The sequence below is a fragment of the Streptomyces sp. NPDC021093 genome, from assembly GCF_044333135.1.
Classification (GTDB): Bacteria; Actinomycetota; Actinomycetes; order Streptomycetales; family Streptomycetaceae; genus Streptomyces.
On the sequence record NZ_JBIRQJ010000001.1, the window covers coordinates 817,663 to 834,333 of the forward strand.

Here is a 16,671-nt window from a genome sequence, read left to right on the forward strand (position 1 = left end):
CCTGTCGGTGGGTCTGCCGAACCTCGGACTCGGCGACCTCACACCTGCTCGGCCGGACCTGCGGCGATGAGCCGTGCCAACGACTCCGGGGTCGTCCCGCTGCGCAGCATCTCGACCACGCGCACCGACACCCCGAACCGGTGCTCGATGAAGGCGCGCAGTTCGGTGGCGGTGAGGGAGTCGACGCCCAGCTGGGTGAGCGATCGATCGCGCCGGACTCGGCCGGACCGGAGCCCGAGCACCTGAGCGATGTGTGCGAGCAGGACATCGGTGACGGTTCCGTCGGCTTCCTCCGCAGTGGGGGCGTTCGCCGCCACTGGTGCGGATACGGGCGCTGATGCGGTGACGGAAGTCGGTGCGGTGACGGCCGCCGGTGCGGCGACGGGCGCCGGTGCGGCGACGGGAGCGGGTGCGGCGACGGAGGCCGACAGGTCGGGTTCGGGGCGGGAGCGGGCAGGGCCGGCCGACGGCTGTGCCGGGACCGGGGTGGAGCCGATGAGGTCGCGCAGGAGCGGGGCGTGCGCCGCGGCGGGGTACGCCGCCGACCAGACCGGCCAGTCGGCGCGCAGAATGACGGCCTCCGCGGCATCGCGGTCCAGCAGCGCGTCCAACAACAGCAGGGCGTCCTCCGGAGCGAACATGTCCATGCCGCGTGGGGTCATGTCCCGCCCGGCGGTCTTCTCCCGGGCGACCATCCCGACCTCTTGCCAGTAGCCCCAGTTGAGCAGCGTGGCCGGTTTGCCCTGAGCCCTGCGGTACCGGGCGAGGGCGTCCAGGAAGGCATTGCCCGCGGCGTACGCCCCACAGGTCGGGGAGCCCAGTACCGAGGACCCGGACGAGAACAGTACGAACTCCTCGACCGGCTCGTCCGCCACCGCGTGGTGCAACGACCAGCCGCCGGCGAACTTGGCCCGGACGCCGGCCGCGAGCTGCTCCGCGTCCAGGTCGGCGACGGCGCACTGGTCGAGCACGCCCGCCAGGTGGTGGACGGCCCGGACAGGGGGCGCTCCGGCAGCACGGCGGGCGGCGAGCAGTGCGGTCAGCGCGGTCGTGTCGGCGACGTCGACGGCGTGGTAGTCGACCCGGGCCCCCTTGCCGCGCAGCTCGCGCAGGAGAGCGGGTCCCGGCGAGTCCGGTGCGGACGACAGCGATCCACGGCCGAGCATGACCAGGTCGCGGGCCCCGGCGTCGACCAGATGGTGGGCGAGACGGCCGCCGAGGCCGCCGAGACCTCCGGTCAACAGGTGGGTGCCCGATGAGGTGGTCGCCCTGCCGGGGGCGGGGGCCGGTTCGGCTGTCGGTGCGGTGCGGGGCAGCGCGATGACGAACTTGCCGACATGCTGTGCCTTGGTCATCTGCTGCAAGGCGTCCACGACTTGACCGGCTTCGAACCGGCGGGACCGCAGGGGAAGGAAGTCGCCCCGTTCGTATCCGGCGAACACCGCGCGCAGCGTCTTGCCGAGCACCAGGGGCGCGGTGCGGGCAAGGTCGACGATGTCCAGCGCGTGGAACGATCGATTCTGCTGGAACGCCTCCATCGGCAGCATCGCACCGTCGGCGATGTCGCGTTTGGCGAGCTCGATGTACCGCCCGTGGGGGGCCAGCAGCGACAGGTTGGCCGCCACCCTGTCGCCGACCAGGGTGTTGACGATGACGTCGAAGCCGTGGCCGTCGGTGACCGTACTGAACTGGTCGACGAATGCCAGAGATCGCGAGTCGGCGACGTCCTCAAGGCCGAACTCCGCGAGCGCGTCGTGCTTGGCGAGCCCACAGGTGCCGTACACCCGTGCCCCGAGCCAGCGCGCGACCTGGATCGATGCCAGCCCCACGCCGCCCGAAGCGGTGTGGATCAGTACCCGCTCACCGGGCTGCACCCGGCCCAGCACGTGCAACGCGTGATAGGCGGTGGCGAACGCGATCGGCATCGTCGCCGCCTGCACGGGCAGCAGCCCGCCGGGCAGCCGAACGGCCAGCTCGGCCCGGCTGAGCACGTGGGTGGAGAAGGCACCTTCGGCGATGGCGGCCACCTGGTCGCCGACCGCCACGTCCGCCACGTCCGCCACGTCGGCACCGATCGCGGTGACCGTTCCCACGCATTCCAGGCCCAGGTGGGTCGAACCGTTCTGGCCCGGATAGGCGCCGGTGGCGCACAACAGGTCGCGGAAATTGAGGCCCGCGTACTCGGCCCGGATCAGGATCTGGTCCGGTGGCGGCTCGCTGGGCCGGGCGGCGGCGGTGAAACGGAGCCCGGTCAGCACCCCGTGCTCGGGCTGGGACAGCCGCAACGGAAGGGCTGGGTCCGCGGACCCGCTCTCGGTTCGCTGCAGGTGGTCTGCGGACCCGGACCCGGTTCGCTGCAGGTGGTCCGCGGACCCGGACCCGGTTGCTGCAGGCGGTCTGCGGACACCGTCTCGGTCCGACGCAGGCGGTCTGCGGACACCGTCTCGGTCCGACGCAGGCGCGCGACGAACCGGGAGCCGCCGCGCAACGCGACCCGGTCCTCCTCGTCCGCGGTCAACAGCTCCCGCACCAGCGGCGCGACCGTGCTGTCGCGCTCGTCCAGGTCGATCAGGGTGGTGCGCAACTCCGGCTGTTCACCGGCCAGGGCGGGCCCGAGCCCCCAGACGGGCGCCTGGCACACACCGGTCACCAAGTCGGTGTCGGTGACGTACTGGCTGCCCCGGGTCACCAGCCACAGTCGCGGCGGCCGGGACGGGGCCGTCCGGTGAAGTGCCTGCGCCAGATGTGCCACTCCGGTGGAGCCCAGGTTCAGGGCGCGCTCCAGCTCCCAGCCGGTGGGCTCGCTGGACCGGGTCGAGTCCAGGCCCCACAGGTACACCACGCCGCTGAGCGGACCGCCCGCGCAGGCGGCCGAGACGACAGCCGCGATGTCCTGCCGACACGTCGGATCGGCCCGGAACCGCAGACGGCTGTCGTCGGAGTGGGCGAAAGCGGTTGCCGCGGTCACGGTGGCCACTTCGTGTCCCCGCCGCCGCAGGGCGTCGACGACGTCGCGGCCCACGTGTCCACCGTCCTGGAACACCAGCCAGCGACCTTCTGCGGGATCCTCCTCGGTGCGCCGTTCGGCGGCGACCCATTCCTGGCGGTACAGCCAGTCGCGGGCCGCTGCGGGCGAGTCCGTGTTCTTGCGCGGCGGCGGGGACTTCTGTTCACGCGTGGTCGGCGCGGGGGCCGGGGCACGGCCCATCAGGTAGTGCATGCGCATGTCGTCGATCTCGGCGACCAGGCCCTCGCCGTCGTATATGCGGAAGCTCGCCACGCAGGAATCGGCCGCGTGGCCAGGACGCAGGAACGCATGACTCCACAGTTCGTCGGGGCCGGGGAGCCGGTACAGCCGATAGGCGCCGATGCTGCGCAGTACGAAAGCGGCGTCCGCGCTCGCGGCGATCTCCGGGCGCGCTGCGGCGATCGCCTGCGCACAACTGTCGAGCAGGGCCGGATGGAACAGCTCCCCCCGCTGGGACCCGGCATCGGGCAGGCGGACCCTGGCCACGGCCTCGGGCAGGCGGACCCTGGCCACGGCCTCGTCCTGACCGCGCCAGACCTCGACGAGCCCCTGGAAGGTGCCGTTCCACTGGTTGCCGCGTGCCGCGTGGTGGGCATAGAAGTCCGGCCCGCTCTGGTGCTCGGTGCAGCGGGTCTTCGCGTCGTCGAGCCGGGCCGGGCCGCCCGGCTCCGACTCCGCACCGTGGCTCTCCGGCCCGTTCACCTCCTCGCCGTGGCTCTCCGGCCCGTCCACCGGTCGGCCGGTCGCCTCGACGTGCAGAGTCCACTCGGCTTCGCCGACGGTGCGGCTGTGGATGGTCAAGTGCCACGCCGACCCCTCCGGCCGGGCCGTCACCCGCAGTTCGCGGGGTTCGGCCGGATCGAGGAAGACCGCGCGCAGGTAGCGGACCTCGGTGAGGGCCACGGGGACCGGGCCGTAGATCCTCCGAGCGGCTGCGGCCAGCACATCGAGGTAGCCGGTGCCGGGCAGGATCGCGGCGTCCTGGACACAGTGGTCGAGCACATAGCCGTTGGCCGCCAGATCGAGTCGGCCGGTCCACTGCCGGGAGCCGTCCGTCTCGCTCACCCGCACCGTCCCCAGCAACGGATGCAACGCGGGATCAGCGGTCCGCCGGTCGTGCGTGGCCGACGACGGGGGCTGTTGCTCATCGGACTCATCGGGCTCATCGGCAGCGGGAAGCCAGTACTGCTGGTGCTGCCACGGATAGCGGGGCAGTGGAACGTGGCGGCCGCCCGGAGCGACGGCGGACCAGTCGATGGGGGTGCCGGCGACATGGAGTTCGGTGAGGGTGCCCAGCAGGGCCTCGCGTTCGCCGGTGTGGCGGCGCAACGAGCCGAGGGCACGGACTGCCGGGCCGTGGGCGCGGATCGTCGCGGTCAGCACGGGATGCGCGCTGATTTCGAGGAAGATCGTCTCTGCGCCGGTGTCGGTGTCGGCGCCGATGTCAGCGCCGATGTCAGCGCCGGCATTGGCGAGCTGGTCCTGGACCGCGCCGGTGAAATCGACCGGTTCGCGAATATTGCGCGCCCAGTAGGCGGCGTCCATCTCCGTGCCTTCGATGATCCGGCCCAGCAGCGTGGACCGGATCGGCACGGTGGCTCGGCCGGGAGCGCAGTCGTCGAGGGCGGCCAGGAGGTCATCGGTGATCTCGTCGATCTGCGGACAGTGCGAGGCGAAATCGACATTGACCAGCCGGGCGACCGTCCCGCTTCCCTCCAGTTCGGCGACCAGGTCCGACACTGCCTCGGCAGCACCGGACAACACAGTGGCACGCGGGCCGTTGAAGGCCGCGGCGACCACCCCGCGGCCGACGACGGCCTGCTCGGCCTGGGCGGCGGTCAGTTCGGTCCACGCCATCGCGCCGCGCCCGCGCAAGCGCGCAGCCAGGGCACTGCGGCGACAGATCACGGCGGCCCCGTCGCGGATGCTGAGCGCACCGGCGACGCACGCGGCGGCGACCTCACCCATGCTGTGTCCGATCACCGCGTCGGGCTGGACGCCCCAGGACCTCCACAGCGTCGACAGCGCGACCTGAACCGCCCACAGAACGGGCTGGACCACCTCCGTGCGCGTCAGCCACTCATCCGATCCTTCTTCGATCAACTTCCGGATCGACGTCCCGGTCTCGTCGGCTATCGCGGCACCGCACTCGTCGAACGCCGCCGCGTACACCGGCTCGCCGGACAGCAGGGTCCGGCCCATCGCCGCCCACTGAGAGCCCTGGCCCGGAAAGACGAACGCCACCCGCGGCCGTGGGCCGGCCTCCGCGACCGTCACCGTCCCCGGCACACCTGCCACGTAGTCCCGCAGCGCCGATGCCGCGTCCGCGGACGAGTCCACGACGGCCGCGAGACGGAACGGATGATGAGTGCGCCGGACCGCAGCGCCGTGACACACATCGGTGAAGGAGAGATCGGACGACTCAAGGAACTGCGCCCACCGCTCAGCCACGGCCAGCAACGCCTCCGGGCCGGCCGCCGACAGCAGCAGGGCCTCCGGCCGAGCGGTCTCCGCGCCGTCCTCGACCGGAGCGGCATCGCGACGGCCCGCTCCGTCGTGGTCCCCGACGGCTGCCGGAGCAGCCGACAGCACCACATGTGCGCTGTTCCCGGAGATGCCGAAGCTGTTGACGCCGGCCAGTGCCGAGCGCCCGGAATTCGGCAGGGGCGTGGCGGACCTGACGATGCTCAAGGGAAGGCTCTCCCAAGGGACGGCGGGGCTCGGCCGGTTCAGATGCAGGCTGGCCGGCACCGTCCGGTTCTTCAGGCTCAGCACCGCCTTGATGACGCCGACCACTCCGGCAGCGGCCTCGGCGTGCCCCAGGTTGGTCTTCGCGGAGGTCACCAACAGCGGCCGCTCCACCGGTCGGCCCGTACCGAGCGCCGACCCGAGCGTGGTCAGCTCGACCGGGTCCCCGGCCTGGGTGCCGGGCCTGTGCGCTTCGACGAAGTCCACGTCCGCCGGGTCGATCCCGGCGTCCCGGCAGGCACGCTCGATCACCCGCCGCTGCCCGTCGGGGCCGGGGCGCACCAGCAGTCCACCGTCTCGGCCGTCGCTGCCGTTCGCCGAGCCGAGCAGAATCGCGGAGACGGGGTCGCCATGGGCGAGCGCCAGGTCAAGTGGTTCGAGCACCACCACGCCGGCGGCCTCACTGCGTACGAAACCATCGGCGTCCGCGTCACCGAACTTGCAGCGTCCTGTGGCCGACAGCATCCGGCTGCCCGAGTAGATGATCGAGCCGTCCGGAATCAGGGTGAGGTTGACGGCGCCCACCAACGCCATGGGCCCGCCCGAACGCAAGTACCGCACCGCGACGTCGAACGCGGCCAGTCCCGACGAGCAGGCGGTGTCGATCGACAGTGTCGGCCCGCGCAGATCGAACGCGAACGACAGCCGACCCGACATCACCGACCGGGCCCATGCTCCCGTCATGCCGTAGAAGCCGAACCGTCGGCTGTCGCCCTCCATGATCGACCAGTAGTCGGCCGAGCTCTGACCGACGAATACCCCGCATTCGGATCCCGCTACCCGCTCCAGTGGAATACCGGCGTCTTCGAGAGCCTCATAGCCGACTTCCAACAGAAGTCGCTGCTGTGGGTCCAGCCATACGGCCTCACGCGGAGTCACACGGAAGAACTCCGCGTCGAATCCGGCGACATCGTCGAGGAATCCTCCCCATCGGCTGACGGTCCGGCCCTGCACTCCGGGCGTCGGGTCATAGAGCGGGCCGACATTCCACCGGTCCGCCGGCACCTCGCTGACCAGATCCCGCTCGGCCAGCAGTGCCGCCCAGAATTCCTCCGGCGAATTCACCCCGCCCGGCAACCGGCACCCCATACCCACAACGGCTATGGGCGTCCCGTTCACAGGGCACACCCCAGGGAGGGAGAGCCGGTCGCTCGGCGGCGAGCGGGACTTGTGAGGAGACGACCGCCGTCGAACTGCTGCCGAAACCGACCGATACCATGACCCGTTCCGGGAATTGGGGTCTGTGGCTCGTGCGAGGTGGCCATCGCGGACTCCTGTTCAGCGACCAGCGTCAAGTGAAGTACTGCAGTCTGAAATGGCGCGGCTCTCAACAGGCGTGGACTCGGAGGTGCGGGAGAAGTTCTTTACCGCCTTGGGCGGTGGCCCACGTTCGGCAGCATGATGACTCTCATGAGAGTCATGGGAGTCATGAGGGGTCGCCAAAGACCATGAAAGACCAGGGAGGTATAGACGTATAACCGCGAGGGAGAGTGCCCGTGAAACCTGAGGAGCGATCAACTATCCATCGGACACGAAAGATATGCCCGTCGCGCATCGGTGCCATGTCACCCCGGGCTTGATCCGTTCAGGTTGGCTGAATCGGGTAGTGAAATGATTCAGGATTGTAAATCGTCAATGTAATTCCTGATCAAGAAAAGAACATGGTGGGGGAGAGGGGCCGGAGATGTCGGCGCGCATGTGAATGTGGCTCTGGCAATTCCGCGTGGCCGAATGCGGTCCCGGGGCGGCCGAACATGGCCGGATGCCGCGCGAGCGCCGCGGCCGTCGACCGACGGGGAAGCGGCTGAGGAAGGCCGACAGGCGCCACCCGAATGCGGGCCCACACCGGAATCCGTCCGCCTTCTCGCGGACCGGCCTCTGCCACGTCTACTGCCGTGCGAAGCCCGCGTCCCGGTTTCTCCCGGGCGGGCCCTACTCCTTCGTCGCGGTTCCGGAGGCGGGCCGTACCTCCTGGACCTGCCCGTCGAGCTGGTCGGCAGGGTCCGATCCGCCCAGGTGATGCGGCTTACCGAAACCACTTTGTCCTTACGATCCGCAGGGCGCGCCCACCGAAGCACGGGCCGGAGTTCCGCTTCGCCGAGCCGGAAGACGCACCCGCTCAGCGCGCCCACGCCCACGGCCACGACCACGAGCCGAATTGAACCGGCCCGGCCGACAGGCCGCCGGTCACGTCGGCCGGACTCCCGTCAGGCGGCCCGTGAACAAGCCGTGGCCCTGCCGCTAGTCGCCGCCCCCGCCGCCGCCACCGCTGTCTCCCCCGCCCCCGTCGCCGCCCCCGCCGCCTCCGTCGCCGCCGTCTCCTCCGTCGGAGCCCCAGCCGTCCGAGCCGCCCGGTTCGTTGTCGTCGCTGCCGCTGCCCAGGTTGCTGAACCAGGGGCGGTCCCAGGCGTCGTCGGTGGCGACCGGCTCACCGGCGCGGGTGTGCGGGCGCGAGAGCCGGAAGCGGGCCGTGCCCGTGGTGTCGCCCATGCCGAAGGCGACCGCGAAGGCCTGGGCCATGACCGCGTCCAGCGGGTCCGGGCTCTCGTAGCGCACGGTCGCCAGAGGCAGCAGCAGGATGTCGGGGTCGCGGCGGGTGCGGCGCGGGGGCCGCTGGATCAGGGCGACCCGCTGTTCGTCGCGCAGCAGCCAGGAACTCGTGTAGTCCGCCCGCCGCAACTCCCAGACCCCCTGGGGCAGTCGCGCCCGTGCGTAGCTCTTGGACTTGCGCAGCTTCTTCTTCAAGACCAGGGAAGCAGGTACGTCGCCGACGGTCATCCGCAGTCCCTGCGCCTGGTCGGCGGCACTGCTCAGGAAGCCGTGCGGCGCCCGTATCCGTACGACGGGAGCGCCCGGCCCCCACACGTCCACGCGCACCAGTCGGCGGTCCACTGCCACGCCCACCGGGCCGACCGGCCCGTGCGCGTACCGCCGGGCCATCCACAGCGGCACTCCCTCCGCCCGCGCCCGCTCGGCCAGGGCGTTCACCTGCGCGGGTCCACCGCAGTGCCGCAGCGCCAACTCTCCGAGTGCCCGGGCGAATTCGGCGGCCTGGCGCACCTTCACGGGAGCCGTGGTGCCGGTGACGCGGGTGACCGGGACGACACCGCTGCCCGCGGTCAACAGGTTCAGCGGACGCTCCGTACCACCGCCGCCGAGCCAGTGACCGCGGTGGAACGCCTCGGCCATGGCCGGCAGGTTCAGCTCGCCGAGCGGCGTCACCCTGCCGCCGCGACGCAGCTCTTCCTCCGTCAGCTCGACGGTCCGCGCCAGCGGATTCCACGACCGTTCCGTATAGAGCACCTGGCTCATGCCATCCCCCGTGTCCGTGCAGTTCAGCGAACGAGCCTATCGAGGTTCAGGACGCGCTCGAACTCCGTCCGGTTTCCGGTGCCCGTGGACGCGGTCGGCGGCAACATGACGCGCGACGAACAACGAACGTCCCGGACGCGTTCCTCCGCGGGCGGTCCCCTCCGGGGCGAGGGCCCGTACGACGGAGCGGAATGCGATCGAACTCATTGTCAGTGGGGCCGCCTAGAGTCTCTTCCACTCGTCACGGTGCGTTGCCGCTGACGGGTTTCATCAACGTGCCGCCGGTTCGGCGGCCGTCCGGAACGACGGGGAGAACAGCGCATGGGGTGGGTTCCGGCGGGCGACTACGAAGTCGCCCTGGAGGCGGGCAAGGTGGTCTGCCGCAACGGGAAGGGCCGACGGCTGAAGTCCGTCCCGGCCAAGGTGAAGGACGATCCGGCGGTCGTCGGACTCCGGCAGCTGACCGAGTGGCTGGAACGGCACGAACGCCAGTGCCTGACCGACGTCGAGCAGTGGATGGTGCGTTCGCTGCCCGTCCCCACGGCGGTGCTCGCCCGCGTCTGGCCGGACCCCGCGTGGCAGGCGGCCCTGCGGGACGTGGTGGTCACCGGCGCGGACGGCGGTGTCGCCGGGTTCCTGCGCGACGTCGACCCCGACCGCGGACTCGGCCTCGTCGACCTGGACGGCGACACGGTCCGCATCACCCCGGACGTCGTCAGCGTGCCCCACCCGGTGCTCCTCGACGACCTGGACGAACTGCGCGACTTCGCGGTCGAGCTGGGCGTGGGCCAGAACGTCGAGCAGCTGTTCCGCGAGGTGTGGCGCCGCCCGTCGGGCCTCTCCCGGGACACCACGTCCGTGGACACCTACGCGGGCGGCGTGTTCAAGGAACTGCGCTTCCTGCACGGCCGCGTCACCCAGCTCGGGTACCGGTCGCGCGGCGGATACGCGGTCTGCCCCGTCGTCGAGGACGGCGTCACCGTCGAGGCACGCATCTGGATCGGCGAGAACGACGGATACGGCGAGTACGACACCGAGACGGGCCCGCTCGGCTGGACCGACCCCGCGGGGCGCGCGCTGACGGCCGCCGAGGTGGGCGCCGTCGCGTGGTCCGAGGGCATGCGCATGGCGGCGGCGCTCTACGCCGGCCGCGACGTGACGGACGAGGAGCGGGCGGCATGAGCACCACGACGACGAACACCCCGATGAGCACGGCGGACACGGAGACGACGGTCCTCCCCGCCCAGGCCCGCGGCGAGGACACCGCCGTCGCCGGGGCCCGCGCGGCGGCCCTGCTGGACGCGGGCGCGATTCTCCCGGCAGGCACCACCGACCGGGACGACGCCGACGCGCTGACCGCCCGCTCCTACACGCACACCGCCCTCGGCGACCGCCCCGTGGTCCGGCTGGTGCCCGGCACTCTCGGCGAAGCCGAGGACCTGGCCCTGGAGTTCCTCGGTCTTGCCCGGACCGCCGAGGCCCCCGTCGTGGGCCAAGTGCGCCGGGAGACGCTGGGCTTCCCGGCCTGGGCACTGGTCAACGACCCGGCCAACGGACACCACGCCCTGGCCCTGGTCAAGGACATCGAGCGGCTCGGACGGCAGGCCAGGACCCGCGCCGGAGCGGCCAAGGAAGGCTTCGACGAACTCGGCACCCGGCTCGGCCGGTCCGTGCCCCACTTCCTCCCCACCTACTACGAGCAGGTGGCACGCCTCTTCCTCCAGGCCGAGAACACCACCTACGCCGCCTCCTTCTTCGGCAAGGCCCGCGAGGCCGAGCGGGTGCACGGTCTGGTCGTGGACGAGGACCGGCAGCGGGCCGTCTTCCTGGAGTTCGCCTTCGCCGGCGCGCTGACCGTCAAGGCGCTGCGACAGTACGTGCGGGACCTGGCGGCCCGGCTCGAACCGGCGGACGCCTGGGCGCAGTTCCGCCGTCTGCTGGTCGAGCGCTGCGCGGCCGGCATGCCGCCGTACGCGGCCCTGCCGCAGGACGTGCGTGCGCTGGTCAAGGGCGCAGGGCTGGACCGCGAGGCCGCCGAACGCGAGCTGGTGGCCGATCTGATCGGGTCCCCGGGAGTCGTCCGCGCCCCCGCCTCGTTCTGGACGGCCTACCGCTCCGCGCTCGTCGCCCTCGCCCGACGGGACGCGGGCGTACGGGCCCGGCTCCTCGGCTTCTTCCCGGAGACCTTCAGCGAGAGCGGCGGGGACACGGACGGCGAGTCCGAGTGGCTCGCGCTGCTGGCCGAGTCCGGCGCCGAGGACCTGCTGACCGCCCTCCCGGAGACCTCCGGACCCTCCGGACCCTCCGGCTCCGCCGCGGCGGTGTCCCCGGCGGACTGGCTCGCCCGCTGGGAGGCGCACCGCCGACGCAACCGGGCCACCCCGGGCCGCAGCCCGCAGACCCTCGACCTGGTCGCCAGGACGGCCGACCGGCTGCGCGCCGAAGGGTCCCCCGTCGAACTGTTCCAGGGCCGCTGGCAGCGCACCGCCGACCTGGACCTCCTCGACCTCTGTCTGGCCTCCGGCATCCCCGTCGCCGAGCCCGACGGCCACGACTCGGACACCGTGCGGCCGCCCCTGCTCCCGGTCGGCCCGTGGCTCACCGACACCGCACCCGGCGCGCGGGACCTCACCGCCGTCGCCGCACAGCCGGTCTTCCGCGCACTGCTGAGCGAGAGCGTCGGCAGCCTCGGCGACGGACGCGGGCGGCAGGGCGAATCGGGCCTGGCCAAGTCGGCCGCACACCCGGTGCTCTCGGAAATCCTCCGCGAGTGGCTCACCGCGCGCGCCGAGGAGTACACGGCCTCGCGAGGGCTCCCCGGACTGCGCACCGCGCTGAACAGGCTCTCGCCGTTCCGCTCCGTGGTCGCGGACGTCGCCCCCGAGGCCGTGCGACTCCTCAAGGGCCACGACGTCGTGCCGCTGCTCGCGGCCACCCTGCGCACCGGCGTCCTCGACGAACTGGGCTGGCCCGCGCTCGACGAGGCCTACGCCGAACTGGCCGCCGAGGCCAAGGCGGCCACCGCCGCGCATCAGCGGCACCACAGGTCGGAGGGCATCGGCGTCACCGGCGCCTGGCCCGCGCTGATCCTCAACACCCTCGAACGAGCCGTCGTCATCGGCCCGGAAGGCGTTCTGCTACGGCACACCCTGCGGCTGCCCGCCACCGTCGACCACTGGCGGACGCTCGCCTTCCGTTACGTCGACGGCGAGTTGCTGGTCAGCTGGTGGGAGGACGGCAAGCAGCGCGGCTACTGGTCGCACCGTCCCGCCGAGGTGTTCACCGTCGGCGGCGAGCAGTTCCCCCGCTGGGGCGGCTCCGGCGCGTCCGACGAGGTCTCGCTGCCGCTGCCCGGCGGCGGCAGCGCCACCGGGGGCAAGGCCCTGCACGCGGGCGACACCTCCCTCCCGCCCCAGCGCGCCGTCATCTCCGACGGCACCGGACTCTGGCGGGAGGGCCACCAGGGCACCCAGCGGGTGTGGCTGGAGTACGACCCGGCCACCGGCACGCACGGCCGCGCCTCCCTCCCCGCCTTTCTCCGCTCCGGGGTGCGCGACGGCACCCGGCTGCTCCCCGAGCACTGCCAGGTGCTGCCCCTCCAACCCGGTCTGGAGGGCACCCCGTTCGGCACGGACGGCACGGTCCTCGGCCGCTGGGTCCGCCGTACGGTCACCGAACCCGGCACGGCAGCCCCCGCCGACGGGCACCGGATCGTCGCCGGCACCCCCGACGGCCGCACGGTCGCCCTGCCGCACCCGCTGCCCGGCGGCGGCTCGCCGGTGCCCCTCGGCGCCCTCGCCCTGCCCGGTGGAGCACGGCCGGTCGCGGCCCTGAACCACCGGCACGTCGAAGCGCACCCGGCGGACACGGACGGCGCCGGCGGCTGCCTGTGGTCCGTCAGCACCGACTCCACCGGCGGGAACGACGCGGCGGGCACTCCGTACGTGCCTCCCGTCCCGTACTGGCACGCCCTGCGCCCGAGGGACGAGCGGGGCTCCACCGCCCTGCGCAACCTGTCGGACTCCCGGGCGGGAGAGCTGTTCGAGGAGGTCGCCGCCGCGGTCGCCCGGCACCGGGAGGCGTTCCGGGCCGTCGAGGAGTACACCGGGCCCTCGGCCCACGACATGAGCGAGGAGGCCGTCGTCCGGGTGCTGCCCGAGGTGTCCGACGCACGGCTGCGCACAGGCGTCACCGCGTTCGTCCGGAACGCGGTGGAGCGGGCCGTCGCGGCCGCCCGCTACCTGGCACCGCCGGAGCCCGCGCGGCCGGCCACGCCCCGGGACACCGCGCGCACCCGGGGCATGTTCTTCGACCACGAGCCCGAGCACGCCGACGACACGACCCTGTGCAACGCCACCGCCTGGGGCTCCGAGCGGATCCACGGCGGCTGGTGGGGAGCGGGGAGCCGCTGGACCACCATCCGGCAGATCCTCGCCGTCAACCACGTCCTCGGCGGCGAGCCCGCGTTCGGCCCGCCCACGCCCGCAAAGGTCCCCTTCGCCTCCGTGGACGGCTGGCAGCGGGACGAGTTCACCGTGCCCGAAGACTCCCTGACCTGGATCTCCCTCCTCGACAAGCTGCCCCAACTGGCCTACCGGGCCGCCTCGGAGACCACCTCTCCCGAGCACCGTGCCGGGCTCCTCGTACTGCTGGAAACCCTCGCGGCAGGCCCGCTGGCCGACCCGGCGGGCACGGTCCGGCAGGTGGAACTCATCGAGCCGCTGGACGGAGCACCGGGGACGGGACGCCAGGAGGCCGTGCACCGCCGCGGCCAGGTGCTGCGCAGAGGCGCCCGTACCGTCGTGGTCGTCGCCCACCACGGCTGGAACGAGCGCAACGACGCGGCACGCTGGCTCGCCCTGGACCACGACCCGACCGGCACCTTCGGCCCCGTTCCCGGCTTCACCCTGGACCGCGAGCACATGCTCGGACAGGGGATCGCCCGTGACCGGCTCACCCAACTCATCACCCTGGTACGGGAGCAGGGCCCGGCGCCCTGGCGCCCGGAAGCCGCCGAGGCGTTCCACGCGGCCACCGGAATCGGGCCCCTCCAGTCCACCGCCCTGCTGTCGGCGGCCGTCGCGGAGCCCGAAGCCGAAGCGCTCGCCCTGCTCGGGGCAAAGACCCGTGCCTTCGAGGCGGCGCAGGCCAGGCTGGGCGCCCTGCCTTACGAGGACCTGCACGCCCTGCGCCGGGCGCTGCTGCCCGCCGACCCGGCCGAGCTGTGGTCCACGGGCCCCGACGTCCGGGCCGCCGCCGAGGTCTGGCAGGACCGCCTGGCCTCCCTCGTACGCGTTCCCGAGGAACTGGACCTCGACCTGTCGGACACCACCCCGGCCGCCGTCGACCTGATCCTCAACGCGGGCTCCCGGAACTGGCTCACCCACGGCACCCAGGTCCAGGACGGCACCGGCCGCCCGGGACTGTGCCGGGTGGAAGCACACGGCGCACTCATCCTGGCTCTGAACGCCCTGCGCGCCCTCGCCTACACGCTGCCGTACGGGCACCCCCTGCGGGCGCACCTGCCCGTCGGGCTCGCGGTCCTGCGCGACCGTCTCGCCGACCCGCACCTGGTACTGGAACTCGGCCTGGACTGGACCGAGTCGGGGGACGGGACGGGCCCCGTGATCCGCGCCGCCCACGGGCTCCCCGAGTCCGGCGGCGCTGGCGCCGACGGTCTGGTCCGGGCGGGCACGGCCCTGCTCCTCGCCCCCGGCTACGGGGACAACGAGCGGCTGCTGATCCGCCCGGCCGGCCTGGCGGGCCCCGACGACCCGGCGTTCGGCCTGGTCGAGGGCACCGTCGGCCCGCACCGCAGCAGTAATCTGCTCGCCCTGCGCGCACTGCTGGGCGAGGAGACCGACGCGCTGGCCTCGGCGGGCGCCCCCGACGGTTCCCCGCACCACCCGGCCCAGGACCCGACGCGTGCGGTGCCGGACCTGGTGGCCGAGGCGGCCGACACGCTCGGCCTGAGCGAGGACGCCGCCGCCCTCTATCTGATGCTGCTCGCCCTGCCCGACCCGACGGACCGCAACTGCGTCCGCTGGACCGGGTGGAAGCCGGCCCGCATCAAGAAGGCGCGGGCCGAACTCGCCGCCACCGACCTCGTCGTGGAGGCGAAGCGCTCGCGCGCCGGCCGCACCCTGTTCCTCCCCTGCGGCTGGCTCGAACGCAGCGCCCCCGGGCTGCCGCTGGAGACCTGGAAGGAACGCCTGTACCCCGTGGCGGGATCCAGCCGGACCCTGCCCCACCTCCCCGTGCCCGCGCTGTACGCAGCCGCCTGGGCACGGGTGCGCGGCGGCGACGCCCCCGCCTTCGAAGAACTGGAAACCCGCGCACCTCGGAAGGGCCGCCGCCGATGACGAACGACACCACGACCACCGTGGACAGCACCACCACGGGCGGCGTCCCGGGCCAGGCGACTGCGCCCGGGCGGGCACACCGCCAGGTCACGCTGCCCGAAGACCGGTACGCCACCGAACTGGCCTTCCTCGCCGCCCACGACTCCGGGCCCCGCCCGCCCGGCTGGCTGCTCACCCCGCGTGCCGTCGTCACCTTCGTGATGGGCAGTACGGGCGAGGCCCTGGGCCTGCCCAAGGGCGCCAGGCCCGGAGCCGGGGTGCCGCGCCGCCTGGTGATCGAGCAGAAGTTCGTCGGCGAACGCGCCCTGGTCGAACGGTGCGTGGTCACCCTCGCCGGAGAGCGCGGACTCCTCCTCGTGGGCGAACCCGGCACCGCCAAGTCCATGCTCTCCGAGCTGCTGTCGACGGCCGTCTGCGGGACCAGCGCGCTCACCGTGCAGGGCACCGCGGGCACCACCGAGGACCAGCTCAAGTACGGCTGGAACTACGCGCTGCTGCTCGCCCAGGGCCCCACCGAGCAGGCCCTGGTGCCCTCCCCGGTGCTCACCGCCATGACCCGGGGGGCCGTCGCCCGCGTCGAGGAGGTCACCCGCTGCCTGCCGGAGGTCCAGGACGCCCTCGTGTCACTGCTCTCCGAGCGGCGGATCGCGGTTCCCGAACTCGCGGGCGGCGAGGGCGCCCAGATGCACGCGGCCCCCGGGTTCACCCTCATCGCCACCGCCAACCTGCGGGACAAGGGCGTCTCGGAGATGTCCGCCGCGCTGAAGCGGCGCTTCAACTTCGAGACCGTGGGCCCCATCGGGGACGTGGACGCCGAGACCGCACTCGTCCGGCGCCAGTCGCGGGCCGCCGTCGAACGCGTGGGCGCCGCCTACCAGGTGGACGACGCGGTCCTCGAAGCCCTGGTCACCGCCTTCCGGGACCTGCGCGACGGCCGCTCGGTGGAAGGCTGGGAGGTCGAGCGTCCCTCCACGGTGATGAGCACGGCGGAGGCGGTCTCCGTAGCGGGCGCACTGGGCCTGGCCGCCGCCTACTTCCCCGGCGACCGGGACGTGCTCTCCCTCCTGCCCGGCCATCTGCTCGGCGTCGTCCGCAAGGACGACCCCGCCGACGCGGCACGGCTGCTGGGGTACTGGGACGGGCCGGTACGCAGGCGCGCGGAGCAGGGATCGGCCACCTGGCGCGCCCTGTGGGACCTGCGCACGGTCCTGGAGAACTGAC

General features: G+C 72.7%; 6 protein-coding genes. 3 read left to right on the plus strand and 3 right to left on the minus strand.

The window, feature by feature from the left end; all coding sequences use genetic code 11:
- Positions 1-38 precede the first annotated feature (38 nt).
- From ACH4SP_RS03780 to ACH4SP_RS03790, 3 genes are all read right to left on the minus strand, one after another.
- A complete protein-coding gene (locus ACH4SP_RS03780) occupies positions 39-2,285 on the minus strand; it encodes a type I polyketide synthase (RefSeq protein WP_398408840.1) in 2,247 nt (748 codons plus the stop codon).
- The gene (locus tag ACH4SP_RS03785) at positions 2,252-6,904 is read right to left on the minus strand and encodes a type I polyketide synthase (protein WP_398408843.1); all 4,653 of its coding nucleotides are present in this window, start codon (positions 6,902-6,904) and stop codon (positions 2,252-2,254) included. The genes ACH4SP_RS03780 and ACH4SP_RS03785 overlap by 34 nt, the downstream gene beginning before the upstream one ends.
- Positions 6,905-8,017: 1,113 nt before the next feature.
- The gene (locus ACH4SP_RS03790; RefSeq protein WP_398408845.1) at positions 8,018-9,088 is read right to left on the minus strand and encodes a hypothetical protein; all 1,071 of its coding nucleotides are present in this window, start codon (positions 9,086-9,088) and stop codon (positions 8,018-8,020) included.
- Between the two features lie 321 nt (positions 9,089-9,409).
- Here ACH4SP_RS03790 and ACH4SP_RS03795 point away from each other — a divergent pair, with 321 nt between their 5' ends.
- The 3 genes from ACH4SP_RS03795 to ACH4SP_RS03805 are packed head-to-tail and all read left to right on the plus strand — an operon-like array spanning position 9,410 to position 16,670.
- On the plus strand, positions 9,410-10,270 hold the full coding sequence (locus ACH4SP_RS03795) for a DUF4132 domain-containing protein (protein WP_398408847.1): 861 nt from the start codon (positions 9,410-9,412) through the stop codon (positions 10,268-10,270).
- Positions 10,267-15,450 (plus strand): hypothetical protein, encoded by a 5,184-nt coding sequence (locus ACH4SP_RS03800; RefSeq protein ID WP_398408849.1) that lies wholly within the window; start codon positions 10,267-10,269, stop codon positions 15,448-15,450. Before ACH4SP_RS03795 ends, ACH4SP_RS03800 begins: the two co-directional genes overlap by 4 nt.
- On the plus strand, positions 15,447-16,670 hold the full coding sequence (locus ACH4SP_RS03805) for an AAA family ATPase (protein ID WP_398408851.1): 1,224 nt from the start codon (positions 15,447-15,449) through the stop codon (positions 16,668-16,670). The genes ACH4SP_RS03800 and ACH4SP_RS03805 overlap by 4 nt, the downstream gene beginning before the upstream one ends.
- The last annotated feature ends 1 nt before the right edge of the window (position 16,671 follow it).

Excerpts from the sequence above, each read along its gene's own strand:
- ACH4SP_RS03790 (WP_398408845.1), bottom strand. The coding sequence starts at position 9,088 with ATGAGCCAGGTGCTCTATACGGAACGGTCGTGGAATCCGCTGGCGCGG.
- ACH4SP_RS03795 (WP_398408847.1), top strand. The coding sequence starts at position 9,410 with ATGGGGTGGGTTCCGGCGGGCGACTACGAAGTCGCCCTGGAGGCGGGC.
- ACH4SP_RS03800 (WP_398408849.1), top strand. The coding sequence starts at position 10,267 with ATGAGCACCACGACGACGAACACCCCGATGAGCACGGCGGACACGGAG.
- ACH4SP_RS03805 (WP_398408851.1), top strand. The coding sequence starts at position 15,447 with ATGACGAACGACACCACGACCACCGTGGACAGCACCACCACGGGCGGC.